This is a genomic window from Cupriavidus sp. JZ107, assembly GCF_053903255.1.
In genome coordinates, this window is the sequence record NZ_CP096481.1 from 1,349,409 (window position 1) to 1,372,721 (window position 23,313).

Consider the following 23,313-nt stretch of genomic DNA (forward strand, 5'->3'; position numbering starts at 1 on the left):
GCGGAAGGTTGATAAACCCGCTTAACTTCGGCATACCCGAAGAATAGTGAGCGCCCCATGATGCAGCAGTATCAGAGCAATTCGTACCTCTTCGGCGGCAACGCGCCGTACGTGGAAGAGCTGTACGAAGCCTACCTCCAGAATCCCGCCTCCGTCCCCGACAACTGGCGCGCGTACTTCGACGCGATGCAGAACGTGCCGGCCGCGAACGGCACCGCCTCCCGAGACATTCCCCACGCCCCGATCGTCGCCTCGTTCGCCGAGCGCGCCAAGCAGGGCCCGATCCGCACCATCGTCGCCTCGGCCGATGCCGACATGGGCCGCAAGCGCGTCGCCGCGACCCAGCTGATCGCCGCCTACCGCAACATCGGTTCGCACTGGGCCGACCTCGATCCGCTCAAGCGCCAGGAGCGTCCGCCCCTGCCGGATCTGGATCCCGCCTTCTACGGCTTCTCCGAGGCCGACCTCGACATCGTCTTCAATGCCAGCAATACCTATTTCGGCAAGGAGTCGATGAGCCTGCGCGAGCTGCTGCAGAACCTGCGCGAGACGTATTGCAGCAGCATCGGCGCCGAATTCATGTATATCAGCGACCAGGCGCAGAAGCGCTGGTGGCAGGAGCGCCTCGAATCGACGCGCGCCCGTCCGGTGTTCACGGCCGAGAAGAAAAAGCACATCCTCGAGCGCCTGACCGCCGCCGAAGGCCTCGAGCGCTTCCTGCATACCAAGTACGTCGGCCAGAAGCGCTTCTCGCTGGAAGGCGGCGAGAGCTTCATCGCCGCGATGGACGAGCTGATCCAGCGCGCCGGCAAGCAGGGCGTGCAGGAAATCGTCATCGGCATGGCCCACCGTGGCCGCCTGAACGTGCTGGTCAACACGCTGGGCAAGATGCCCGCCGACCTGTTCGCCGAATTCGAAGGCAAGCACGTCGACGATCTGCCGGCAGGCGACGTCAAGTACCACAAGGGCTTCTCCAGCGATGTGTCGACCGAAGGCGGCCCGGTCCACCTGTCGCTCGCCTTCAACCCGTCGCACCTGGAAATCGTCAACCCGGTGGTCGAGGGTTCGGCCAAGGCGCGCCAGGAGCGCCGCGGCGAAGCCGGCCATCGCGAGGTGCTGCCGGTGCAGGTGCACGGCGACGCGGCCTTCGCCGGCCAGGGCGTCGTGATGGAAACGCTGAACCTGGCCCAGACCCGCGGCTACGGTACCGGCGGCACGATGCACATCGTGATCAACAACCAGATCGGCTTCACCACCTCGGACCCGCGCGACGCCCGTTCGACGCTGTACTGTACCGACGTGGTCAAGATGATCGAAGCGCCGGTGCTGCACGTCAACGGCGACGATCCCGAGGCCGTCGTGTTCGCGATGCAGCTGGCGGTGGACTACCGCATGGAGTTCAAGAAGGATGTCGTCGTCGACATCATCTGCTTCCGCAAGCTGGGCCACAACGAGCAGGACACCCCGGCGGTCACGCAGCCGCTGATGTACAAGAAGATCTCGCAGCATCCGGGCACGCGCAAGGTCTACGCCGACAAGCTGGCCACGCAGAACGTGGTGCCGGCCGACTTCGGCGACGAGCTGGTCAAGGCCTACCGCGCCGCGATGGACGCGGGCAAGCACACGGTCGACCCGGTGCTGTCGAACTTCAAGAACAAGTTCGCCGTCGACTGGATGCCGTTCCTGAACCGCAAGTGGACCGACGCCGCCGACACCGCCGTGCCGGTGACCGAACTGAAGCGCCTGGCCGAGCGGATCACGACGATCCCGGAACAGTTCAAGCTGCACCCGCTGGTCGAGAAGGTGATCAAGGATCGCGCCAACATGGGCCGCGGCGACCAGCCGCTGGACTGGGGCATGGGCGAGCACCTGGCCTTCGCCTCGCTGGTGGCCTCGGGCTATCCGGTGCGCATCACCGGCCAGGACGCCGGCCGCGGTACCTTCACGCACCGCCACGCCGTGCTGCATGACCAGAACCGCGAGCGCTGGGATGCGGGCTCGTACGTGCCGCTGCAGAACGTGTCGGAAGGCCAGGCTCCGTTCACCGTGATCGACTCGGTGCTGTCCGAGGAAGCGGTGCTGGGCTTCGAATACGGCTACTCGACCGCCGAGCCGAACGCGCTGGTGATCTGGGAAGCCCAGTTCGGCGACTTCGTCAACGGCGCGCAGGTCGTGATCGACCAGTTCATCTCGTCGGGCGAAGTCAAGTGGGGCCGCGCCTCGGGCCTGACGCTGATGCTGCCGCACGGCTACGAAGGCCAGGGTCCGGAACACAGCTCGGCGCGCATCGAGCGCTTCCTGCAGCTGTGCGCGGACCACAATATGCAGGTCTGCCAGCCGACCACGCCGGCGCAGATCTTCCACCTGCTGCGCCGCCAGATGATCCGGCTGTTCCGCAAGCCGCTGGTCATCATGACGCCGAAGTCGCTGCTGCGTAACAAGGACGCGGTGTCGCCGCTGTCGGATCTGGCCAAGGGCCATTTCGAGACCGTGATCGGCGAGCAGGAAGAACTGAACGCCAGCAAGGTCAAGCGCGTGATCATGTGCTCGGGCAAGGTCTATTACGACCTGGTCGCGACGCGCAAGGAGCGGGGCGCCAGCGATGTCGCCGTCATCCGCCTCGAGCAGCTCTATCCGTTCCCGCACAAGGCGGTGGCCGCCGAACTGAAGAAGTATCCGAACGCCACCGAGATCGTGTGGTGCCAGGACGAGCCGCAGAACCAGGGCGCCTGGTTCTTCGTCCAGCACTACATCATGGAGAACATGACGGAAGGGCAGAAGCTGGGCTACGCCGGCCGTCCGGCGTCGGCTTCGCCGGCCGTGGGCTACTACGCCAAGCACAACGAGCAACAGAAGGCGCTGCTGGACGCGGCGTTCTCCAAGCTCAAGGGCTTCGTGCTGAGCAAGTAAGCGCCAGTGCGGGCAGGGCGCGCCGGTTGGCGGGCCCTCCCGCGCTGCGCTTGCCGCCGTGCTTGCACCTGCGCCCTGCAATCCCCGACGCATCGCATCGAACGCATCGAATCGCGCGCAGTCGCCCGCATCCGCCACGACTGCGCCGGTTCGCCCCGAATACCGCTGCATACACGCATTTACCGAGGAAACTCACACCATGGCCATTGTTGACGTCAAGGTCCCGCAACTGTCCGAATCCGTCGCCGAGGCGACCCTGCTGAACTGGAAGAAGAAGCCCGGCGAAGCGGTCGCGCAGGACGAAATCCTGATCGAAATCGAGACCGACAAGGTCGTGCTCGAAGTGCCGGCACCGTCCGCGGGCGTGCTGTCGCAGATCGTCAAGAACGACGGCGACACCGTGACGGCCGATGAAGTCATCGCCAAGATCGATACCGAGGCCACCGCTGGCGCCGCCGCTCCGGCCGCCGCCGCACCGGCACCCGCTGCCGCACCGGCACCGGCTCCGGCCGCCGCCCCGGCTGCCGCCGCGCCCGCCGCCGCCGGCGCCGTGGCGATGCCGTCGGCCGCCAAGCTGATGGCCGAGCAGGGCCTGTCGGCCGGCCAGGTCGCCGGCACCGGCAAGGATGGCCGCATCACCAAGGGCGACGTGCTCGCCGCCGGTTCGGCGCCCGCCGCCAAGGCCGCCCCGGCCCCGGCCGCCAAGCCGGCGCTGCAGCAGGTCTCCGCACCGGTCGACTTCGCCGCGCTGGGCGATCGTCCGGAAGAGCGCGTGCCGATGAGCCGCCTGCGCGCCCGTATCGCCGAGCGTCTGCTGCAATCGCAACAGACCAACGCCATCCTCACCACCTTCAACGAAGTCAACATGAAGCCGGTGATGGATCTGCGCAACAAGTACAAGGACCGCTTCGAGAAGGAACACGGCGTCAAGCTGGGCTTCATGTCCTTCTTCGTCAAGGCGGCCGTGCATGCGCTGAAGAAGTACCCGATCATCAACGCCTCGGTCGACGGCAACGACATCGTCTACCACGGCTACTTCGACATCGGCATCGCGGTCGGTTCGCCGCGCGGCCTGGTGGTGCCGATCCTGCGCAACGCCGACCAGATGAGCCTGGCCGACATCGAGAAGAAGATCGCCGAGTTCGGCGCCAAGGCCCGTGACGGCAAGCTGTCGCTGGACGAGCTGTCGGGCGGTACCTTCTCGATCTCGAACGGCGGCGTGTTCGGCTCGATGCTGTCGACCCCGATCATCAACCCGCCGCAATCGGCGATCCTGGGCGTGCACGCGACCAAGGACCGCGCCGTGGTCGAGGACGGCCAGATCGTGATCCGTCCGATGAACTACCTGGCGATGTCCTACGACCACCGCATCATCGACGGCCGCGAAGCCGTGCTGGGCCTGGTGGCGATGAAGGAAGCGCTGGAAGATCCGGCCCGCCTGCTGCTGGACCTGTAATCGCAGCACCCGCCGCGGTCTCCCTGGCGGAGACCGCGCGCCGCTTGGGGCGAGCCCGGCGGCCAACCGAATGCAACACCATGCCGCGCGCCGGCCCCGACCCGAGTCGGGCAGGGCGCGCCGACGCAACGAGGAATTCCCATGAGCAAACAATTCGACGTGCTGGTGATCGGCGCGGGCCCCGGCGGCTATATCGCCGCGATCCGCGCGGGCCAGCTTGGCCTGAACGTCGCCTGCTGCGAAGGCAATCCGTACGACGATCCGAAGGGCGAAGCGCGCCTGGGCGGCACCTGCCTGAACGTCGGCTGCATCCCGTCGAAGGCGATGCTGGCCTCGTCCGAAGAGTACGAGAACGTGCAGCACCACCTGGCGGACCATGGCATCACCGTGGGCGACGTCAAGGTCGATATCGCCAAGATGCTCAAGCGCAAGGACGATATCGTCGGCAAGATGACCAAGGGCATCGAGTTCCTGTTCCGCAAGAACAAGGTCACGCTGTTCAAGGGCTTCGGCAAGTTCGTCGGCAAGAACGCCGACGGCTTCCAGGTCGAGATCGCCGGCAAGGCCGGCACCGAGACCATCACCGCGAAGCAGGTGATCATCGCCACCGGTTCGAAGGCCCGCCATCTGCCCGGCATTCCGGTCGACAACAAGCTGGTCAACGATAACGAGGGCGCGCTCAAGTTCGCCGAGGTGCCGAAGAAGCTGGGCGTGATCGGCGCCGGCGTGATCGGCCTGGAGCTGGGCTCGGTGTGGCGCCGTCTCGGTGCCGACGTGACCGTGCTGGAAGCGCTGCCGGCGTTCCTGGGTGCCGCCGACGAAGGCGTCGCCAAGGAAGCGCAGAAGCTGCTGACCAAGCAGGGCCTGAAGTTCAGCCTGGGCGTCAAGGTCAATGAGGTCAAGACCGGCGACAACAACGTCACCGTCAGCTACACCGACAAGGACGGCAACGCGCAGACGCTGGAAGTCGATCGCCTGATCGTGTCGGTCGGCCGCGTGCCGAATACCGACAACCTGGGCCTCGACGCGGTCGGCCTGGCTGCCGACGAGCGCGGCTTCATTCCGGTCGACGACCACTGCGCGACCTCGGTGCCGGGCCTGTGGGCGATCGGCGACGTGGTGCGCGGCCCGATGCTGGCGCACAAGGCCGAGGACGAAGGCGTGGCCGTGGCCGAGCGCATCGCCGGCCAGAAGCCGCACATCGACTACAACTGCATTCCGTGGGTGATCTACACCTACCCGGAAATCGCCTGGGTCGGCAAGACCGAGCAGCAGCTCAAGGCCGAGGGGCGCGAGTACAAGTCGGGCCAGTTCCCGTTCGTGGCCAACGGCCGCGCGCTGGGCATGGGCGCCTCGGACGGCTTCGTCAAGATGCTGGCCGATGCCAAGACCGACGAGATCCTGGGCGTGCACGTGGTCGCGGCCAATGCTTCGGACCTGATCGCCGAAGCCGTGGTGGCGATGGAGTTCAAGGCCGCCAGCGAGGATATCGGCCGCGTGTGCCACCCGCACCCGTCGATGTCCGAGGTGATGCGCGAAGCCGCGCTCGCGGTGGACAAGCGTCAGCTCAATATGTAAGTCCGGTGTCGCCTTCGCCGGCTCGCCGATTGCGGTGGCCGACGCTCTGGCGACAACCTGCTCCCTCTCCCGCTTGCTGATCGCGGGAGCGAGGGCGCTGGCGACAATCTGCTCCCTCTCCCGCTTGCGGGAGAGGGTTGGGGAGAGGGTAGGGGCGCTTGCAAGGGCGCTTGCAAGGGCGCTGCCGGTCGATCGGCCGCTGCTCTCCCTCTCCCCCGGCCCCTCTCCCGCAAGCGGGAGACGGGAGTCTCGCGGTGCGACGGCGTACGCCATGCGTTCGGGGCCGCCGATGCTCCGCTACCACTCCTTCCCCCAATGAACGTCACCGAGTACTACCACCACGAACTGCAGCAGCGCGGCTATCGGTCCGACGAGGCGCAGTTGCGCGCGGTGGCGCGGCTGCAGCAGTGCTACGACGAATGGGTCGCCTACAAGCAGCGGCGCAACAATGCGCTGAAGAAGCTGCTGATCCGGCCCGAGGTGCCCAAGGGCGTCTATCTGTGGGGTGGCGTGGGGCGCGGCAAGTCGTTCCTGATGGACAGCTTCTACCACTGCGTGCCGGTGGTCAGGAAGACCCGCCTGCATTTCCACGAGTTCATGCGCGAGGTGCACCGCCAGCTCGAGGAACTGCGCGGCCGGCCCGATCCGCTGGACGAGCTGGCCAAACGGATCGCCCGCAAGTACCGGCTGATCTGTTTCGATGAATTCCATGTCAGCGATGTCGCCGACGCGATGATCCTGCATCGGCTGCTCGAGCAGATGTTCGAGAATGGCGTGCAGTTCGTGATGACGTCGAACTACCGCCCGGACCTGCTGTATCCGGACGGCCTGCATCGCGACCGCATCCTGCCGGCGATCGCGCTGCTCGAGCGCAAGCTCGACGTGCTGAACGTCGATGCCGGCATCGATTACCGCAAGCGCACGCTGGAACAGGTGCAGGCCTATTACACGCCGCTGGACGCCAAGGCCAGCGCGGCGCTGCGGGATTCCTTCGCGGCGTTGGCCGGCATCGCCGACGAATCGCCGATCCTGCATATCGAAAAGCGCGAACTGCACGCGCTGCGCAAGGCCAACGGCGTGGTCTGGTTCGACTTCGCCACGCTGTGCGGCGGCCCGCGTTCGCAGAACGACTATCTGGAGCTGGCCGAGCGCTTCCACACGGTGATCCTGTCGGACGTGCCGAAGATGACGCCGCGGATGTCGTCGGAGGCGCGCCGCTTCACCTGGCTGGTCGATGTGTTCTACGACCACAAGGTCAAGCTGCTGATGTCGGCCGAGGTGCCGCCCGACGAGCTCTATGTCGAAGGCCAGATGGCCAACGAATTCCATCGCACGGTGTCGCGCATCATCGAGATGCAGTCGCGCGAGTATCTCGAGGCGCCGCGGCGCGCCGGCGCTACCGAGCTGGCCTGAACGGCCCCGGCACGCCGCAGCTCAGTCAGGGGCGCCGTTTGCGTGCGCCTTGACCGGGATCAAACCGCCGCCCGGCGGCGATCCCTAGAATCGATCGGACATCCAGGACCACGATGCCGATCGCTTTCGCCCCTTCTTCCCACGCCCAACCATCCGGGTCCGCCGTGCAGGCGGACGCCGCTACGGACGCCAACGCGGACGCCAACGCGGACGCCACCTCGTGCTTCCACTGCGGGCTGCCGGCCGGCGCCGCGCCGGACGTGCTGCGCGCGCAGGTCGGCGGGAGATCGCGCCGCTTCTGCTGCGCCGGCTGCCTGGCGCTGGCGCAGGCACTGGACCAGGCCGGTTTCGCACATCTGTATGCCGGCGAATTCCGCTTCGGCCGGCCGCTCGACGCGGCGGCACGGGCGCGGCTGGAGCCGGTCTGGCAGGCCTACGACACCGACGAGCTGCGCGCGCGCTTCGTGCGGCGGCTTGATGGCGCGGGTCAGGCGCGGGCGCAGGAACGACCGCAGCACCGCTTCGAAATCACGCTGGCGCCCGAGAACATCCGCTGCGCCGCCTGCGCCTGGCTGATCGAACAGAAGCTGGCGCAATTGCCCGGCGTCGAGTCCGCGGTCGCCAATCTGGCCACGCGCCGCGTGCTGGTACGCTGGCGCGGCGGCGCGCTGACCGTCGCGGGGCTGCTCGGCGCGCTCGCCGATATCGGCTACACCGCGTGGCCGTTCGAGTTCTCCGCGGCGGACCGCCGGGACAGCGTGGCCCGGCGCGGGCTGCTGATGCGGCTGGCGGTGGCGATGCTCGGCATGATGCAGGTGATGATGTACGCGTGGCCCGTCTATACGCACGAGGGCACGATCGCCGCGACGCATCTGCGGCTGCTGCAATGGGCGAGCCTCGCGCTGACGCTGCCGGTGATCGTCTACAGCGCGGCGCCGATCTTTGCGGGCGCCTGGCGCAGCCTGCGCCAGCGCCATGTCGGCATGGACGTGCCGGTCGCGCTGGGCCTGGCGGCGGCGTTCGGCGCCAGCCTGCTTGCCACCGTGCGCGGCAGCGGCGAGGTCTACTACGACTCGGTGACGATGTTCGTCGCCTTGCTGCTGCTGGCACGCTATCTCGAATTGCGCGTGCGGCAGGCTTCGCGCAGCGGCGCCGAGATGCTGGCGCGGCAGCTGCCGGCCACCTGCGAGCAGTTATTGCCCCATGGCACGGAGCGCCGCGTGCCGGTCGCGCGGCTGTCCCCCGGCGACCGCGTGCGCGTGCGGGCCGGCGAGATCGTGCCGGCCGACGGCGAGATCGTCGAAGGGGGCAGCGATCTGGACGAGTCGATGCTGAGCGGCGAGAGCCGGCCGGTGCCGCGCGGGCCGGGGCAATCTGTGCTGGCTGGCTGCTACAACGCCAGCAGTGCGCTGGTGATCGAAGTGCGCCGCGTCGGAGCAAGCACGCGCCTGGCTGAAATCGTCGCGCTGCTGGAGCGTGCGCTGGCGGACAAGCCGCGCCTCGCGGTGATCGCCGATCGCGTGGCGGCGTGGTTCGTCGCGGCGCTGCTGCTCATTGCGGTGGCCGTGGGGCTGCTGTGGTGGACCATCGCCCCGGCGCGCGCGCTGATGGTGACCGTCGCGGTGCTGGTGGTCAGCTGCCCGTGCGCGCTGTCGCTGGCCACGCCCGCGGCGCTGGCGGCGGCCGGTGCGGCGCTGTCGCGGCGCGGCGTTCTGCTGACGCGCGGCCATGCGCTGGAAACGCTGGCCGGTGTCACCGATGTCGTGCTGGACAAGACCGGCACGCTGACCGAGGGACGCTTCGCCGTCGCCAACGTGATCGTGCTCGGCGCTGTGGCGCAGTCCGAATGCCTGGCGCTGGCCGGCGCGCTGTGCCGCGGCGGGGAGCATCCGGTGGCGCGGGCGCTGGCCGCCGCGGCCGGGGACCGGACATTCGCACGACGGTTGACGCGATTGCGCAACCATCCGGGACAGGGTGTGGAGGCGTTGCTAGACGGCCGCCCGATCCGGATCGGGCGTCGCGATTTCGTTGACGCGCTCGCGATGTGCGGCGACGGCGATGATGACTCCGATAACGCCTCCGACAACGCCTCCGACAACGCCTCCGACAACGCCTCCGACAACGCCTCCAGCAACGCGTCCGACAACGCCGTCAAAAACAGTACGAACAACGCCGCCGGTGATCAGGCAGCCCTCGACGCGCTGCGCCACCATCTGCACGACGGCGCGTCGCCGGTGTGGTTGGGCGACCGGCACGGCCTGCTTGCCGTCTTCGTGCTGTCGGACACCGAGCGCGGGCAGGCGGCCGAGCTGCTGGCGCGCCTGCGCGCGCTGGGCTTGCGCTGTCATCTGATATCGGGCGACAGCCAGGCGACGGTGTGCTGGTGGGCCCGGCATTTCGGCATCCACGCCGCGCACGGGCGCGTCAGTCCCGAGGGCAAGCGCGACTACGTGGCGGCGCTGCAGCGCGACGGCGCGGTGGTGCTCGCGATCGGCGACGGCATCAACGATGGGCCGGTGCTGGCGCAGGCCCAGGTGTCGATCGCGCTGGGCAGCGGCGCGCCGCTGGCGCAAGTCGGCGCCGATGCGGTGCTGACCCACGACGGCATCGCCGACGTCGCCACCGCGCTGGCGATCGCGCGCCGCACGCGGGCGGTGATCCGGCAGAACCTCGGCTGGGCCTTCGCGTACAACGTGGTGGCCATTCCGCTGGCCGCGAGCGGCCACGTCACCGCATGGATGGCCGGCGTCGGCATGTCGCTGTCCTCGCTGCTGGTGGTCGCCAATGCCTGGCGCCTGCTGCGCGTGCCGAAGGGGCGCTAGCGATGGACGCGCTGTAATGGATACGCTGTTCCTGCTGGTGCCGATGAGCCTCGCGCTGGTCGTGCTGATCGCGGCCGCGTTGTGGTGGGCGCTGCGCGCCGGCCAATACGACGATCTCGAGCGGCCGGGGCAGGCGATCCTGCTCGACAACGACCGTCCCGATATGCCCCGAAACGCAGGCGGGCGCCGCGGCGCGGCCGCGCCGTAGCGATGGCCGTTGCGTGAATCACTACCGAGGTTCCCCGGGGCGCGGTGCATCTGCACGGCGCTTGATCCGGATCAAGGGCGCGCCGTCCGACCCCCTCTACATTGTCCCCATCGATTTCTAATCCATATCCATCCTTGGGGGTCTGAATGGATGTCACCGCCGCCGGCCTGACCGGCACGGCCACGCCCGCGCGCGCCGCCGACACCTTCAACTATCACGTCGTGAGGCAATTCGCCGTCATGACCGTGGTATGGGGCATCGTCGGCATGGCGGTCGGCGTGCTGCTTGCCGCGCAACTGATCTGGCCTGAACTCAATTTCGATACGCCGTGGCTGTCGTTCGGACGGCTGCGTCCGCTGCATACCAATGCGGTGATCTTCGCCTTCGGCGGCAGCGCGCTGTTCGCGACGTCGTACTACGTGGTGCAGCGGACCTGCCAGGCGCGCCTGTTCGCCGGGCCGCTGGCGGCGTTCACCTTCTGGGGCTGGCAAGCGGTGATCGTCGCCGCGGCGATCACGCTGCCGCTGGGCATCACGACCTCGAAGGAATACGCCGAGCTGGAATGGCCGATCGACCTGCTGATCACGGCGGTATGGGTCGCTTACGCGATCGTGTTCTTCGGCACCATCGCCCGCCGCAAGACCCGCCACATCTACGTGGCCAACTGGTTTTTCGGCGCCTACATCCTGACGATCGCGATCCTGCATGTCGTCAACAACATCGAGCTGCCGGCGTCGCTGTGGAAGTCGTATTCCGCCTATGCCGGCGTGCAGGACGCGATGGTGCAGTGGTGGTACGGCCATAACGCGGTCGGCTTCTTCCTGACCACCAGCTTCCTCGGCATGATGTACTACTTCATTCCGAAGCAGGCCGAGCGCCCGATCTACTCGTACCGGCTGTCGATCGTCCATTTCTGGGCGCTGAACTTCACCTATATGTGGGCCGGTCCCCACCATCTGCAATACACCGCGCTGCCCGACTGGGCGCAATCGCTGGGCATGGTGTTCTCGCTGATCCTGCTGGCGCCGTCGTGGGGCGGCATGATCAACGGGATCATGACGATGTCGGGGGCCTGGCACAAGCTGCGTACCGATCCGATCCTGAAGTTCCTGGTGGTGGCGCTGTCCTTCTACGGCATGGCGACCTTCGAGGGCTCGATGATGTCGATCAAGACGGTCAACGCGCTGTCGCACTACACCGACTGGACCATCGGTCACGTGCATTCGGGCGCGCTGGGCTGGGTCGCGATGATCACGATCGGCTCGCTGTACTACCTGGTGCCGCGGCTGTTCGGCCAGCAGAAGATGTACAGCACGCGCCTGATCGAATGGCACTTCTGGATCGCGACCATCGGCGTGGTGCTCTATATCGCCTCGATGTGGATCGCCGGCGTGATGGAAGGGCTGATGTGGCGTGCCACGCAGCCGGACGGCACGCTGACCTATGCCTTCGTCGAAGCGGTCAAGGCCAAGACGCCGTTCTACCTGATCCGTCTGCTGGGCGGCCTGTGCTTCCTCGCCGGCATGCTGCTGATGGCGTGGAACGTCGCGCGCACCATCGCCGGCCGCCGCGCCTTCGATGCGGTGATTCCGGCGAGTGCCAGTGCCGCGGCCGCCGTGGCCGCGACCGCCCCCGCAGCCTGAACGTCATCCGGATTCCATCATGTCCCAACAACGACGCTTCCTTTCGCACGAGACGCTGGAGAAGAACATCGGCTGGCTGATCCTGTGCACCATCGTGGTGGTCAGCATTGCCGGTTTCGTGCAGATCCTGCCGCTGTTTTTCCAGCATTCGACCACCCAGCCCGATCCGGGCATCGTCCCTTACTCGCCGCTGCGGCTGATGGGGCGCGACATCTATATCCGCGAGGGCTGCGTCGGCTGCCACTCGCAACAGGTGCGCACGCTGCAGGCCGAGGTCGAGCGCTACGGCCCTTACTCGACCGCGGGCGAGTCGGTCTACGACCATCCGTTCCTGTGGGGCTCCAAGCGGACCGGCCCCGATCTGGCGCGCGTCGGCGGCCGCTACTCGGACGACTGGCAGCGCATCCATCTGCGCAATCCGCGCGACGTCGTGCCCGAGTCGGTGATGCCTTCGTATCCGTGGCTGGCCAGGACGGCGCTGCCGACCGAAGACATCCGCCAGCGCATGCGCACGCTGCGCACGCTCGGCGTGCCGTACAGCGAGGCCGACATCGAAACGGCGCCCGACGCGCTGAAGGGAAAGACCGAAGAGGACGCGCTGGTGGCCTATCTGCAGGGCCTCGGCACCAATCGGCGAGCCGTGGGCGCGCCCAGCGCAGGGCAATGACCATGGCGACCTTGACCGCGTTTTCCACGCTGATCTTCCTCGTCGTCTTTATCGGCATCGTCTGCTGGGCGTGGTCCAGCGGCCGGCGCCACGCCAATCGGGAAGCCGCCTGGCTGCCGTTCGCGCTGCCCGACGAGGCCGGCAGCGACAACACCAGCGACAACACCAGCGGCGGCGCCGCGCGTCCGCAGGCCATCGAGCAGGGACATTGATGTCATGAGCGACTTTATTTCGGATTTCTGGGGCTACTACATCGGCGCGATCGCGCTGGGCGGCATCGTCTGGTGCGTCTGGCTGCTGTTTTCGCAGACGCGCGTCGCCAAGGGAGCGGCCGCATCGAACGCCCCCGCGGGCGCCGATCACGGTGCACCGACGCAGGACACCGGCCACGTCTGGGACGGCGATCTGCGCGAGCTGAACAACCCGCTGCCCCGCTGGTGGATGTGGATGTTCCTGCTGAGCTGCGTGTTTGCGCTCGGCTATCTGGTGCTGTATCCGGGCCTCGGCGCGTATCGCGGCATGCTCGGCTTCACCAGCCAGGGCGAGCTGGCGGCGCAGCGGCAGGCCGCGCTGCGCGGCCAGCAGGCGGTGTACGGCAAGTACATGGACTTGAAGATCGAACAGGTGGCCGCCGATCCCGAGGCGCGCGAGATCGGGCAGCGGCTGTTCCTGAACTACTGCGCCCAGTGCCATGGGTCCGATGCGCGCGGCAGCCGCGGCTTTCCCGACCTGACCGACCGCGACTGGCTCCATGGCGGCGATCCGGCCACGATCATGCACAGCATCGCCAAGGGCCGGCATGGCGTGATGCCGTCGTTCGCCGCCGTCATCGACGAGAAGGGCGCCGGCGATGTCGCGCAATACGTGCGATCGCTGGCGGGCCTGGCCTTCAACCCGATCCGCGCGGCACGCGGCGAGCCGTTGTTCAAGTCGACCTGCGTCGCCTGCCACGGTGGCGCCGGCAAGGGTAACCAGGCGCTCGGCGCGCCCAACCTGACCGACAAGGTCTGGCTGCACGGCAGCGCCGAGGCGAATATCGTCAAGGCGATCCTGCAGGGACACGACAACCGGATGCCCGCGCACGAGGACATCCTGACGCCCGAGCGCATCCGCATGCTGACCGCATACGTGTGGGGACTGTCGGCCGACAACGGCACGATGCCGGCCGCGGGGCAATGATGGACATCGCTTGCGGCAACCGGTCTCGCATGCCGACTCGTCCGGAGCAGCCATGAACGCGCCAGGCATCGACTCGGCCGAGGCCTCGCTGTACGAGGTCCGGCGCAAGATCTATCCGCGCGCCGTAAGCGGGGCCTTCGCCAACTGGCGCATCGCCATGGTGCTGGCCACGCAGCTGGTGTTCTACGGCACGCCGTGGCTGCAATGGAACGGCCGCCAGGCGGTGCTGTTCGACCTCGGCGCGCGCAAGTTCTATCTGTTCGGCCTGGTGCTGTGGCCGCAGGACGTGATCTACCTGGCCGTACTGCTGGTGATCTCGGCGCTGTCGCTGTTCCTGTTCACCGCGATCGCCGGACGGCTGTTCTGCGGCTATGCCTGTCCGCAGACGGTCTACACCGAGATCTTCCTGTGGATCGAGCGCAAGGTCGAGGGCGACCGCATCGCGCGCATCCGGCTCGACGGCGAACGCTGGGGCGCGCGCAAGCTGCGGCTGAAGGCGACCAAGCATCTGCTGTGGATCGCGATCGCGCTGTGGACGGGCTTTACCTTCGTCGGCTACTTCTCGCCGATCGACGCGCTGGGCCGTGCGGTGCTGGACCTGTCCACCGGGCCGTGGGAAACGTTCTGGATCGGCTTCTACGCGTTCGCCACCTGGGGCAACGCCGGCTTCATGCGCGAGCAGGTCTGCAAGTACATGTGCCCGTATGCGCGGTTCCAGAGCGTGATGGTCGACAAGGACACCTATGTGGTGACCTACGACACGCAGCGCGGCGAGCCGCGCGGCTCGCGCTCGCGCAAGGCCGACCCGCGCGCGCTGGGCATCGGCGACTGCGTGGACTGCAGCATCTGCGTGCAGGTGTGCCCGACCGGCATCGATATCCGCGACGGGCTGCAGTACGAGTGCATCGGCTGCGGGGCCTGCATCGATGCCTGCAACCAGGTCATGGACAAGATGCGCTATCCGCGCGGACTGATTCGCTACACCTCCGAGAACGCGATGCGGCGCGCGCTGTCCGCGGCCAATGCGCGCCGCCGCGTGGTACGCCCGCGCATCGTGCTGTATGCGGTGCTGTGGCTGGCGCTGGCCGGCGGCTTCGTCTGGTCGGTCGCGGTGCGCACGCCGCTGAAGGTGGACATCATCCGCGACCGGCAGGCGCTGGCGCGCGAAGTGGAAGGGCGCTGGATCGAGAACGTCTACCGGCTGCAGCTGATCAACACCACCGAAGGCGAACTGGACGTGGCCATCGCGGCGGAAAGTCCTGGCCTGCCGGGGCTGTCCGTCGAATACGAGCGCGCTGCCGGCCATCTGGCGCCGACGTCGAACCGGCTGCTGCCGCTGCGGTTGCGCGTGCCGCTGGAGCAGGCCGCGTCGGGCACCCATGTGGTCGACATCGTCGTCAGCGGCTCGCCCGCAGCGCCTGGGGCCGGACCCGGAGCCGAGCGCGCGCAGGTGCGGCAGTCCACCCGCTTTTTCGTTCCCGACCAACCGTAACGAGGCATCGACATGTCCCAATGCAAACCGTGGTGGAAGGAGCCGTGGCCGTGGCTGCTGATCAGTGGCCCGGCGCTGGCGATGATCGGCTGTGCGGTGACGATCTGGGTCGCGCTGCGGCACGCGGACCGGCCGATCGTCGACGGCGTGGTGCGTCAGGGGCTGGTGATTCGGCAGACCGCCGCAACCTCGGCGCCGGCAACACCGGGCGGGCGGGGCGTGGGCGAGGGGCCCAATGCTCGGACGGTGGCACGGCCATGAAGGCGCGCTGGCTAATGTGGGTGCTGTGGCCCGCCTTCGTCGGCGCGGCCGTGGCCTTCGTGCTGGTGTTTTCGCTGATCGATCCGCGCGATCTGCGCGTCTTCGGGCGGCCGCTCGAGCTGTCGCACGGCGCCATCTATACGATCGGCTTCGCGGTCGCGTGGGCGGTGTGCGCGCTGTCCAGCGCGCTGACGCTGTGCATGCTGCCGGCATCGATGCTGGCCCCGATGTCGTCGCCGATGTCGGCGGCCGACGAACTGGAGTAGGGCGATGGCAATGCTGGCAGCGGCTGCCGCGGGCGTCACTGCCGCGACTGCCGCGCGGGGATCAGCAGGCGGTCTTGCCCAGCAGCTGGCGGATGCCGTCCATGTCGACCAGCTTTACGTGGCGCTGACGGATCTGGATCAGGCCGGCCTCGGCGAAGCGCGAGAACAGCCGGCTGACGGTCTCGAGCTTCAGGCCCAGATAGCTGCCGATTTCCTCGCGGCTCATCCGCAGCACGAACTCGGACGGCGAATAGCCGCGTGCCGACAGGCGCTCGGACAGGCTGATCAGGAAGCCCGCCAGCCGCTCCTCCGCGCGCATCGAGCCCAGCGTAATCAGCATCATCTGGTCCTGCGTGATTTCCCGGCTCATCAGCCGCATGAACTGGTGCTGCAGCGAAGGCAGCGAGGCCGACAGCGTCTGGATCTCGTCGTAGCGCACCACGCAGACCTCGGTGTCCTCGAGCGCGGTCGCGTCCGACGCATGCCGCATCTCGGTCAGCCCATCGAAGCCGACCACTTCGCCGGGCAGATGAAAGCCGGTGATCTGCGCGCGGCCGTCTTCCATCGTCACGTGGGTCTTCAGCGTGCCGAAGCGGATCGCATAGACCGCGTCGAGCGGATCGCCGAGGCGATACAGCGGTTCGCCCTTGCGCACGCGCACGCGCTCCTGCACCAGCGTGTCCATCTTCTCGACGTCCTGCGCCGACATGCCGACCGGCAGGCACAGCTGTCCCAGCGAGCAGGTGGAGCAGCGGGTCGATTGGTCGTTCAGGGGAATGGCGTTCAGCAATTGGAATCCGCGCGAAGGGAAGGGACTGCCATCGACGGCGCGATGGGCGCGATGGGCGTGAAGCAAGCGGCCATTCTACCGTGCCCCATGCCGGCGAGGGGAGCCTGACATGGCGATCGGCGTACTGGCCAGCGTGTTTCTGCTGGCGCTGTTGGGCGGCGTCCACTGTGCGGCGATGTGCGGCGGCATCGCGCTGGTGCTCGAGGGCAACGATGCCGGGCAGGCCGCGCCGGTGGCGCTGTACCGCAGCCGCGCGGCGTGGGTGCGCGAACTGCTGGTGCTGCATGCCGGCCGCCTGAGCGCCTACGCCTTGCTCGGCGCATTGCTGGGCGCGGTCGGCGCGGCCGCCTGGAAGGCGCAGTATCTGCCCGTGCAGCGGGCGCTGTTCGCCGCCGGCAGCGCGAGCCTGCTGCTGGCGGGGCTGTGGACGTTGGGTGCCGCGCGGCTGGTTGGAGCGATCCCCGGCGTCGATGCCGTGGCGCGGCGGCTCGCCGCGCGCTGGGCGCGCTGGGGCGCAAGGGCCATCGCGCGCAAGGAAACTGGCGCGGCCCCGCGCGGCGCCCGGCGCCTGTTGCGCCGCTACGTCGCCGGACTGGCCTGGGGGCTGGTGCCCTGCGGCATGGTCTACGCCGCGCTCGCGCTGGCCTTGCTGGCCGGCAGCGCCGCGTCCGGCGCGCTGGTAATGCTGGCCTTCGGCCTCGGTACGCTGCCCAATCTGCTGATGCTGTCGAGCCTGTCGGCCGGCCTGCGCGTGCTGGCGCGCCGGCCGTGGGTCCGCCGCGGCATCGGCGCGGCCGTCGCGCTGTTTGGCGCGGCCGGTCTTGCGCGGGCCGCGATGCTGCCCGAGACGCTGGCCGCGCACGGCTTCTGCCTGACCCTGTGAGGCCGGGCGCCGCCCGCCCGCCAAGGCCGCGGTTGCAGGCCGGCGCGGGAATGCCATACAATCGCGGGAAGCCACGGCGACCGGGCCGCTTTCGCGCAGGTGTCGTGGTCGCCCGGTCGCGCTTGATCCAGGCGTCTGTCAAGGCACTCATGGGTATCCATACCCATCTCCCTCCCCGCACTGTCCGGCTAGAACATCCGATGTCGACATCGGCCAAGAATACCGGCCAGCGGCGTGGCAGCGAGGGGCCCGACAGGCTGCACGCCAGGCCATGACCAAGTTGTCTCGCATTCCGGACGGTCGCGGCTGTCCGGGCGTGTCGGCCGCAACAGGGGAGACGGCGCGACACGCTGGTCCTTCCGCCGACCGATATCGGGAGACGGGCGGACGATCTTCTGCCGGAACGGACCGGCAATCGATGCACCGATGAGAAGCGCGCGGACCCGATGCGGCAAGCATCCCGGTCGGCTGCGCGATGAATGGCGGCAGGCGTCCCTGAAGCGGAACGCGCGCCGCTGAATCGACCAATCTCCAGCGCGTCCGGGTGTCACGGACGCAGATGCAAAGACAGGCCGCACACCACAACATGAATACCCAAGAGGCGAAAATCGTCCTCGAGACGGCGCTGATCTGCGCGCAGGAGCCGCTGCGCGTCGCCGATCTGCGCCGCTTGTTCGCCGACGATGTCGGCGCCGACACGATCCGTGTTCTGCTGGAGGAGTTGCGCAAGGACTGGGAGCCGCGCGGTGTCGAACTGGTGGCGCTGGCGAGCGGCTGGCGCTTCCAGAGCCGTCCGGCGATGCGCGAATACCTTGACCGGCTCAATCCCGAAAAGCCGCCCAAATATTCGCGCGCGGTGATGGAGACGCTGGCCATCATCGCCTATCGCCAGCCGGTCACGCGCGGCGATATCGAGGAAATCCGCGGCGTCACGGTCAGCACCGAGGTCATCAAGAAGCTCGAGGATCGCAGCTGGATCGAGGTCATTGGCCATCGCGACGTGCCCGGCAAGCCGGCGCTGTACGCAACCACCAAGACCTTCCTCGACGACCTGGGGCTGCGTACGCTGGATGAACTGCCGCCGCTGGAGGATCCGCAGGCGCAGGTCCAGGCAGCGCTGCTGAACCAGGGCGCCATCGACTTCGAAGAGGTCGCCACCGCGGCCGGCGCCGATGAGGAAACCTTCGCCGCGGCGCCGGAAGGTGTGGCGCAGGCGGATGGCGTCGATGCGGTCGCGGTCGCTGCGGTCGATGAGGTCGCTGCGGTCGATGCGGTCGATGCGGTCGATGCGGTCGATGCGGTCGATGTTGCGGAACAGGCAGACGAGACGCCGCCGCAGGCCGATACCGACGAACCGGCCGAACCTGAAATACCTGGCGAATCCGCGGAGATGCCCGCCGCGGCGGCCGCCGAAGATACCGGCGACGCTGCCGCGGAAGCCGCCGACGCTGCTGACGCTGTCGGCCAGACAGCCGACCAGGCCGACGCCGACGCGCCCCAACTCGATGAACGCGATGCCGACGAGCAAGGCGCGCGCGTCCCGAACTAACACCAGATGCAACAAGCGAGTGTGAATACTTTGTCCGACTCTATCGATCAAGACGTGCGCGAGGCCGAGACGCCTGCCGAGGGCGCCGCGCCGCGCCGCAAGGGCCTGCGCCGCGGGCTGCGCAATCTGGTGGCCTCGCGCCGCCAGGCCGCGCAGGACCGCGATGCCGCCGACGCCGTGGCAGGCGAAGCCGGCGCGGCGGTGGCGCCCGAGGGTGGCGCCACGGCGGCGCCCGCGCCCGGATCGCGAGGCGGACGCGGCCGTCGCGCCAAGCCCGCCGAAGGCGACGCGTCGCGCGAGAACGCCGGCAAGCGCCGCGGCCGCGGCAATGCCGGCAATGCAGGCAATGCCGGCCAGGGCGGCGGCCAGAACGCAGGCCAGCAGGCTGGCGCGAGAACGGAAGGCGCGCGCCCGGAAGGCGAGGGCGGCAACAACGGCCAGCCCCGTCCGGCCGGCAAGCGCAAGGGCGGCAAGAACGCGGCCCGGCCCGCCAGGGGCGCCGGCAAGCCGGCCGCGCCGACGGCGGACAAGGGCGGCGCCAGGCCGGCCGCGAAGGGCGACAAGAGCGCCGCGGCCGAGGACCTGTTCCGCTTCGTGATCTCGGGCCAGTACGACGCCGACGGCGGCGGCGCGGGCCCGGCGCGCAAGGCCAAGCCGGTGCGCGAACTGTCCGCCGAGGACGACGCGCCCAAGCTGCACAAGGTGCTGGCCGAAGGCGGCCTCGGTTCGCGCCGTGAAATGGAAGAGCTGATCCTGCAGGGCCGCGTGTCGGTCAACGGGTTGCCTGCGCATATCGGGCAGCGGATCCTGCCGACCGACCAGGTCCGCGTCAACGGCAAGCTGATTCATCGCCGTGTGACCACCAAGCCCCCGCGCGTGCTGCTGTATCACAAGCCGTCGGGCGAGATCGTCAGCCAGTCGGATCCGGAAGGCCGCCCGACCGTGTTCGACAGCCTGCCGCGCCTGAAGACCGCCAAATGGGTCGCCGTGGGCCGGCTGGACTTCAACACCGAAGGCCTGCTGATCTTCACGACGTCCGGCGATATCGCCAACCGCTTCATGCACCCGCGCTACGGCGTCGAGCGCGAATACGCGGTGCGCACGCTGGGCGAACTCGCCGAAGCGGATCGCCAGCGCCTGCTGCACGGCATCCAGCTCGATGATGGCCAGGCCAACTTCCTGCGCATCGTCGATGGCGGCGGCGAAGGGGTCAACCACTGGTATCACGTGGCGCTGACCGAAGGCCGCAACCGCGAGGTGCGCCGCATGTTCGAGGCGGTCGGCCTGACCGTGTCGCGGCTGATCCGTACCCGCTATGGCCAGTTCCTGCTGCCGAGGGGCCTGAAGCGCGGCCGCTGGCAGGAGCTCGAGCCCGAGGAGGTGCGCGCGATGATGGCCGCGATCGGCCTGAAGGCGCCGGCCAAGCAGGCAGGCGCGCCGAAGGGGGCGACCAAGGTCGGCGGCCGCAAGCAGCGCGAGCAGGCCGCGATCGAGGGCCGGCCGATGGCGACCGGCATGGACGGCCTGCCGCGCTTCAACAAGGAAGGCGGCCGCGGCGGTGCCAATCGCGGCCAGCCCGATCCGATGCAGACGTCGATGGGCTATATCACCGCGCCGACGCTGCTGACCTCGCACACCGGCAAGTTCGCGGCGGGCGTCGGCCTGCCGCAGCAGCCGGGCATGCGCGGGCCGGCCGGCGGCGGCCGCGGCGGTCCGCGTGGCGGTGCCCGCGGCGCGCAGGGGCAGGGCGGCCAGGGGCAGGGACGTCCGCAACGGCGCGGTGGCGAGCCCAATGGTAATGTGATGCCCAAGGCTGGCAAGCCGAGCGGCCCCGGGCGCGGACGCCCGCGCGGCGGCAAACGCTGAGGCGCGTGCGCGCCCGGCCGCAGGGTGGCACGGGGCGAGGGCGGGCACAGTCCGTGCCCCCTTCGCTCGGCTTTGCCTTTTGTGGCTCTAGCGCGTATAATGCGAGTCTATTCAAAAAGTCATCCTCCAAGGGGATGGGCGAATGATGGGCGTTCCGCCCATTTTTTTTTTGGTTCGTCCGATCGTCCGAACACGCGGAAAATCGCGATGTGGGGCTCCGCCGGAGATGACGGCAGGCAGCCGGCCATTCGCCGCGGCCTCGCCCGGTAGTTTGATGGCCATTTTTCGGAACGACAGTGCATCTGGCAGATTTGATCGAAACCACACTGACCGGCATGGGGTATGAGCTGGTCGAACTCGAACGCGCCCCAGGCGGGTTGCTGCGCGTCTATATCGATCAGCCTGACACCGGCATTGCCATCGAGGATTGCGAGAAGGTCAGCCGCCAGCTGACCCACGTGCTGACCGTCGAGAACGTCGATTACGAACGCCTCGAGGTTTCCTCGCCGGGACTGGACCGTCCGCTGAAAAAACTGGCCGACTATGTTCGCTTTGCCGGCGAGGAGGTGCGCGTGACGCTGCGCCTGCCGATCGACGGCCGCAAGAACTTCGTCGGCATCCTGCAGCCGCCCACCGGGGAGCCCGGCGCCGAGAAGATCGGCCTGGAATTCGAGGGCAAGGATGGCCCGGCGCTGCTGGAATTTACCGTATCCGATGTCGACAAGGCGCGCCTGGTGCCGGTAATCGACTTCAAAGGAAATCAGAGAAAAGGGAACAAGCAATGAGCCGCGAAGTTCTGTTGCTCGTCGATGCGCTTGCGCGCGAGAAGAACGTCGACAAGGATGTGGTATTCGGTGCGCTGGAAGCGGCTCTCGCTTCGGCCACCAAGAAGCGTTTCGAGGAAGACGTCGATATCCGCGTGCACATCGATCGGGAATCCGGCGAGCACGAGACTTTCCGCCGCTGGCTGGTGGTGCCCGACGAGCAGGGCCTGCAGGAGCCGGACAAGCAGATCTTGCTGTTCGAAGCCCGTGAGCAGGATGCCAATATCGAACTGGGCGAATTCGTCGAGGAGCAGATCGAGTCGGTCGAATTCGGCCGCATCGGCGCGCAGGCCGCCAAGCAGGTGATCCTGCAGAAGATCCGCGACGCCGAGCGCGAGCAGATCCTCAACGATTACCTGGAGCGCGGCGAGAAGATCATGACCGGCACGGTCAAGCGCGCCGACAAGAAGGGCCTGATCGTCGAGTCCGGCCGCGTCGAGGCGTTGCTGGGCCGCGACCAGATCATTCCGAAGGAAAATCTGCGTACCGGCGACCGCGTTCGAGCGTATATCCTGAATGTGGACCGCACCGCGCGTGGCCCGCAGATCGAGCTGTCGCGCACCTCGCCGCAGTTCCTGATCAAGCTGTTCGAGAACGAAGTGCCCGAGATGGAACAGGGCCTGCTGGAGATCAAGGCGGCCGCCCGCGACCCGGGCGTGCGCGCGAAGATAGCGGTGGTCGCGCACGACAAGCGCATCGATCCGATCGGTACCTGCGTCGGCGTGCGCGGTACCCGCGTCACCGCGGTGCGCAACGAGATCGGCGGCGAAGCGGTCGACATCGTGCTGTGGTCGGAAGATCCGGCGCAGTTCGTGATCGGCGCGCTGGCGCCCGCGCAAGTGCAGTCGATCGTCGTCGATGAAGAGAAGCACAGCATGGATGTCGTGGTCGACGAGGAAAACCTCGCCGTCGCGATCGGCCGCAGCGGACAGAACGTGCGCCTGGCGTCCGAGCTGACCGGCTGGCAGATCAACATCATGACGCAGGAAGAATCGGCGCAGAAGCAGGCCGAGGAAAGCGAAGTGGTGCGGCGCCTGTTCATGTCCAAGCTGGACGTGGACCAGGAAGTGGCCGACATCCTGATCGAGGAAGGCTTCTCCTCGCTCGAGGAAGTCGCCTATGTGCCGATCAGCGAGATGATGGAGATCGAGGCCTTCGACGAGGACACCGTCAACGAGCTGCGCAATCGCGCCCGCGATGCGCTGCTGACGATGGAGCTGGCCCGCGAAGAGAAGGTCGAGTCGGTGTCGCAGGACCTGCGCTCGCTCGACGGCCTGACGCCGGAGCTGATCGGCAAGCTGGCCGAAGGCGACATCCACACGCGTGACGACCTCGCCGAACTGGCGGTCGACGAACTGGTCGAGATGACCGGGGTCAGCGAAGAAGAAGCCAAGGCGCTGATCATGAAAGCACGGGAACACTGGTTCAACTGAGGGACACGTTCGCATAGAGCGCGCTTTCCGCACAAGACTGTCCCGACGTAGAAACCGAGCATTGAAAGGGTTT

The 23,313-nt window shown here is 67.9% G+C and carries 19 protein-coding genes; 18 read left to right on the forward strand and 1 reads right to left on the reverse strand.

Going from position 1 to position 23,313, the window contains the following annotated elements; translation table 11 throughout:
* The first annotated feature begins 57 nt into the window (after positions 1 to 57).
* The 13 genes from M1D55_RS15615 to M1D55_RS15675 all read left to right on the forward strand — a co-directional run bounded on the left by M1D55_RS15615 (position 58) and on the right by M1D55_RS15675 (position 15,895).
* The gene (locus M1D55_RS15615; RefSeq protein ID WP_006578969.1) at positions 58 to 2,910 is read left to right on the forward strand and encodes a 2-oxoglutarate dehydrogenase E1 component; all 2,853 of its coding nucleotides are present in this window, start codon (positions 58 to 60) and stop codon (positions 2,908 to 2,910) included.
* 199 nt (positions 2,911 to 3,109) lie between these two features.
* Positions 3,110 to 4,366 (forward strand): 2-oxoglutarate dehydrogenase complex dihydrolipoyllysine-residue succinyltransferase, encoded by a 1,257-nt coding sequence (gene odhB / locus M1D55_RS15620; RefSeq protein WP_149319125.1) that lies wholly within the window; start codon positions 3,110 to 3,112, stop codon positions 4,364 to 4,366.
* A gap of 141 nt (positions 4,367 to 4,507) precedes the next feature.
* A complete protein-coding gene (gene lpdA / locus M1D55_RS15625) occupies positions 4,508 to 5,944 on the forward strand; it encodes a dihydrolipoyl dehydrogenase (RefSeq protein ID WP_456282538.1) in 1,437 nt (478 codons plus the stop codon).
* Between the two features lie 315 nt (positions 5,945 to 6,259).
* The gene (zapE, locus tag M1D55_RS15630) at positions 6,260 to 7,357 is read left to right on the forward strand and encodes a cell division protein ZapE (protein WP_456282539.1); all 1,098 of its coding nucleotides are present in this window, start codon (positions 6,260 to 6,262) and stop codon (positions 7,355 to 7,357) included.
* A gap of 113 nt (positions 7,358 to 7,470) precedes the next feature.
* A complete protein-coding gene (locus tag M1D55_RS15635; RefSeq protein ID WP_456282540.1) occupies positions 7,471 to 10,179 on the forward strand; it encodes a heavy metal translocating P-type ATPase in 2,709 nt (902 codons plus the stop codon).
* Between the two features lie 16 nt (positions 10,180 to 10,195).
* Entirely contained in the window at positions 10,196 to 10,387 is a 192-nt protein-coding gene (gene ccoS / locus M1D55_RS15640; RefSeq protein ID WP_006576823.1) for a cbb3-type cytochrome oxidase assembly protein CcoS, read from the forward strand.
* Positions 10,388 to 10,533: 146 nt separating this feature from the next.
* Complete coding sequence (ccoN, locus tag M1D55_RS15645) at positions 10,534 to 12,030, forward strand: cytochrome-c oxidase, cbb3-type subunit I (protein WP_456282541.1); 1,497 nt, start codon at positions 10,534 to 10,536, stop codon at positions 12,028 to 12,030.
* Between the two features lie 19 nt (positions 12,031 to 12,049).
* Positions 12,050 to 12,697, forward strand: a complete 648-nt coding sequence (gene ccoO, locus M1D55_RS15650; RefSeq protein ID WP_456282542.1) for a cytochrome-c oxidase, cbb3-type subunit II — start codon at positions 12,050 to 12,052, stop codon at positions 12,695 to 12,697.
* A gap of 2 nt (positions 12,698 to 12,699) precedes the next feature.
* Entirely contained in the window at positions 12,700 to 12,909 is a 210-nt protein-coding gene (locus tag M1D55_RS15655) for a cbb3-type cytochrome oxidase subunit 3 (RefSeq protein WP_043438507.1), read from the forward strand.
* 4 nt (positions 12,910 to 12,913) lie between these two features.
* On the forward strand, positions 12,914 to 13,876 hold the full coding sequence (gene ccoP / locus M1D55_RS15660; RefSeq protein WP_456282543.1) for a cytochrome-c oxidase, cbb3-type subunit III: 963 nt from the start codon (positions 12,914 to 12,916) through the stop codon (positions 13,874 to 13,876).
* Between the two features lie 52 nt (positions 13,877 to 13,928).
* The gene (gene ccoG / locus M1D55_RS15665; protein ID WP_456282544.1) at positions 13,929 to 15,368 is read left to right on the forward strand and encodes a cytochrome c oxidase accessory protein CcoG; all 1,440 of its coding nucleotides are present in this window, start codon (positions 13,929 to 13,931) and stop codon (positions 15,366 to 15,368) included.
* Positions 15,369 to 15,380: 12 nt separating this feature from the next.
* Positions 15,381 to 15,629, forward strand: coding sequence for a FixH family protein (locus M1D55_RS15670; protein ID WP_456282545.1), 249 nt, complete (start codon positions 15,381 to 15,383; stop codon positions 15,627 to 15,629).
* Positions 15,626 to 15,895: a hypothetical protein gene (locus tag M1D55_RS15675; RefSeq protein ID WP_064577217.1), complete on the forward strand. Its 270-nt coding sequence runs from the start codon at positions 15,626 to 15,628 to the stop codon at positions 15,893 to 15,895. The genes M1D55_RS15670 and M1D55_RS15675 overlap by 4 nt, the downstream gene beginning before the upstream one ends.
* A gap of 61 nt (positions 15,896 to 15,956) precedes the next feature.
* On the opposite strand, the gene fnr is transcribed toward M1D55_RS15675, so the two are convergent.
* Positions 15,957 to 16,604: a fumarate/nitrate reduction transcriptional regulator Fnr gene (fnr, locus tag M1D55_RS15680; protein WP_370646882.1), complete on the reverse strand. Its 648-nt coding sequence runs from the start codon at positions 16,602 to 16,604 to the stop codon at positions 15,957 to 15,959.
* 190 nt (positions 16,605 to 16,794) lie between these two features.
* Between fnr and M1D55_RS15685 the strand changes: the two genes are divergently transcribed.
* From M1D55_RS15685 to nusA, 5 genes are all read left to right on the forward strand, one after another.
* The gene (locus tag M1D55_RS15685) at positions 16,795 to 17,568 is read left to right on the forward strand and encodes a sulfite exporter TauE/SafE family protein (protein WP_456282546.1); all 774 of its coding nucleotides are present in this window, start codon (positions 16,795 to 16,797) and stop codon (positions 17,566 to 17,568) included.
* Between the two features lie 586 nt (positions 17,569 to 18,154).
* A complete protein-coding gene (gene scpB / locus M1D55_RS15690; protein ID WP_456282547.1) occupies positions 18,155 to 19,117 on the forward strand; it encodes an SMC-Scp complex subunit ScpB in 963 nt (320 codons plus the stop codon).
* Between the two features lie 6 nt (positions 19,118 to 19,123).
* Entirely contained in the window at positions 19,124 to 20,983 is a 1,860-nt protein-coding gene (gene rluB, locus M1D55_RS15695) for a 23S rRNA pseudouridine(2605) synthase RluB (RefSeq protein WP_082928709.1), read from the forward strand.
* A 296-nt stretch (positions 20,984 to 21,279) separates the two neighbouring features.
* Complete coding sequence (gene rimP / locus M1D55_RS15700) at positions 21,280 to 21,768, forward strand: ribosome maturation factor RimP (RefSeq protein ID WP_006577323.1); 489 nt, start codon at positions 21,280 to 21,282, stop codon at positions 21,766 to 21,768.
* The gene (nusA, locus tag M1D55_RS15705; RefSeq protein WP_006577322.1) at positions 21,765 to 23,240 is read left to right on the forward strand and encodes a transcription termination factor NusA; all 1,476 of its coding nucleotides are present in this window, start codon (positions 21,765 to 21,767) and stop codon (positions 23,238 to 23,240) included. The genes rimP and nusA overlap by 4 nt, the downstream gene beginning before the upstream one ends.
* Positions 23,241 to 23,313 lie beyond the last annotated feature (73 nt).

Bases quoted from the DNA above. Each gene is read 5' to 3' on its own strand.
- M1D55_RS15615 (WP_006578969.1), top strand. From the start codon at position 58: ATGATGCAGCAGTATCAGAGCAATTCGTACCTCTTCGGCGGCAACGCG.
- odhB (WP_149319125.1), top strand. From the start codon at position 3,110: ATGGCCATTGTTGACGTCAAGGTCCCGCAACTGTCCGAATCCGTCGCC.
- lpdA (WP_456282538.1), top strand. From the start codon at position 4,508: ATGAGCAAACAATTCGACGTGCTGGTGATCGGCGCGGGCCCCGGCGGC.
- zapE (WP_456282539.1), top strand. From the start codon at position 6,260: ATGAACGTCACCGAGTACTACCACCACGAACTGCAGCAGCGCGGCTAT.
- M1D55_RS15635 (WP_456282540.1), top strand. From the start codon at position 7,471: ATGCCGATCGCTTTCGCCCCTTCTTCCCACGCCCAACCATCCGGGTCC.
- ccoS (WP_006576823.1), top strand. From the start codon at position 10,196: ATGGATACGCTGTTCCTGCTGGTGCCGATGAGCCTCGCGCTGGTCGTG.
- ccoN (WP_456282541.1), top strand. From the start codon at position 10,534: ATGGATGTCACCGCCGCCGGCCTGACCGGCACGGCCACGCCCGCGCGC.
- ccoO (WP_456282542.1), top strand. From the start codon at position 12,050: ATGTCCCAACAACGACGCTTCCTTTCGCACGAGACGCTGGAGAAGAAC.
- M1D55_RS15655 (WP_043438507.1), top strand. From the start codon at position 12,700: ATGGCGACCTTGACCGCGTTTTCCACGCTGATCTTCCTCGTCGTCTTT.
- ccoP (WP_456282543.1), top strand. From the start codon at position 12,914: ATGAGCGACTTTATTTCGGATTTCTGGGGCTACTACATCGGCGCGATC.
- ccoG (WP_456282544.1), top strand. From the start codon at position 13,929: ATGAACGCGCCAGGCATCGACTCGGCCGAGGCCTCGCTGTACGAGGTC.
- M1D55_RS15670 (WP_456282545.1), top strand. From the start codon at position 15,381: ATGTCCCAATGCAAACCGTGGTGGAAGGAGCCGTGGCCGTGGCTGCTG.
- M1D55_RS15675 (WP_064577217.1), top strand. From the start codon at position 15,626: ATGAAGGCGCGCTGGCTAATGTGGGTGCTGTGGCCCGCCTTCGTCGGC.
- fnr (WP_370646882.1), bottom strand. From the start codon at position 16,604: ATGTCGGCGCAGGACGTCGAGAAGATGGACACGCTGGTGCAGGAGCGC.
- M1D55_RS15685 (WP_456282546.1), top strand. From the start codon at position 16,795: ATGGCGATCGGCGTACTGGCCAGCGTGTTTCTGCTGGCGCTGTTGGGC.
- scpB (WP_456282547.1), top strand. From the start codon at position 18,155: ATGAATACCCAAGAGGCGAAAATCGTCCTCGAGACGGCGCTGATCTGC.
- rluB (WP_082928709.1), top strand. From the start codon at position 19,124: ATGCAACAAGCGAGTGTGAATACTTTGTCCGACTCTATCGATCAAGAC.
- nusA (WP_006577322.1), top strand. From the start codon at position 21,765: ATGAGCCGCGAAGTTCTGTTGCTCGTCGATGCGCTTGCGCGCGAGAAG.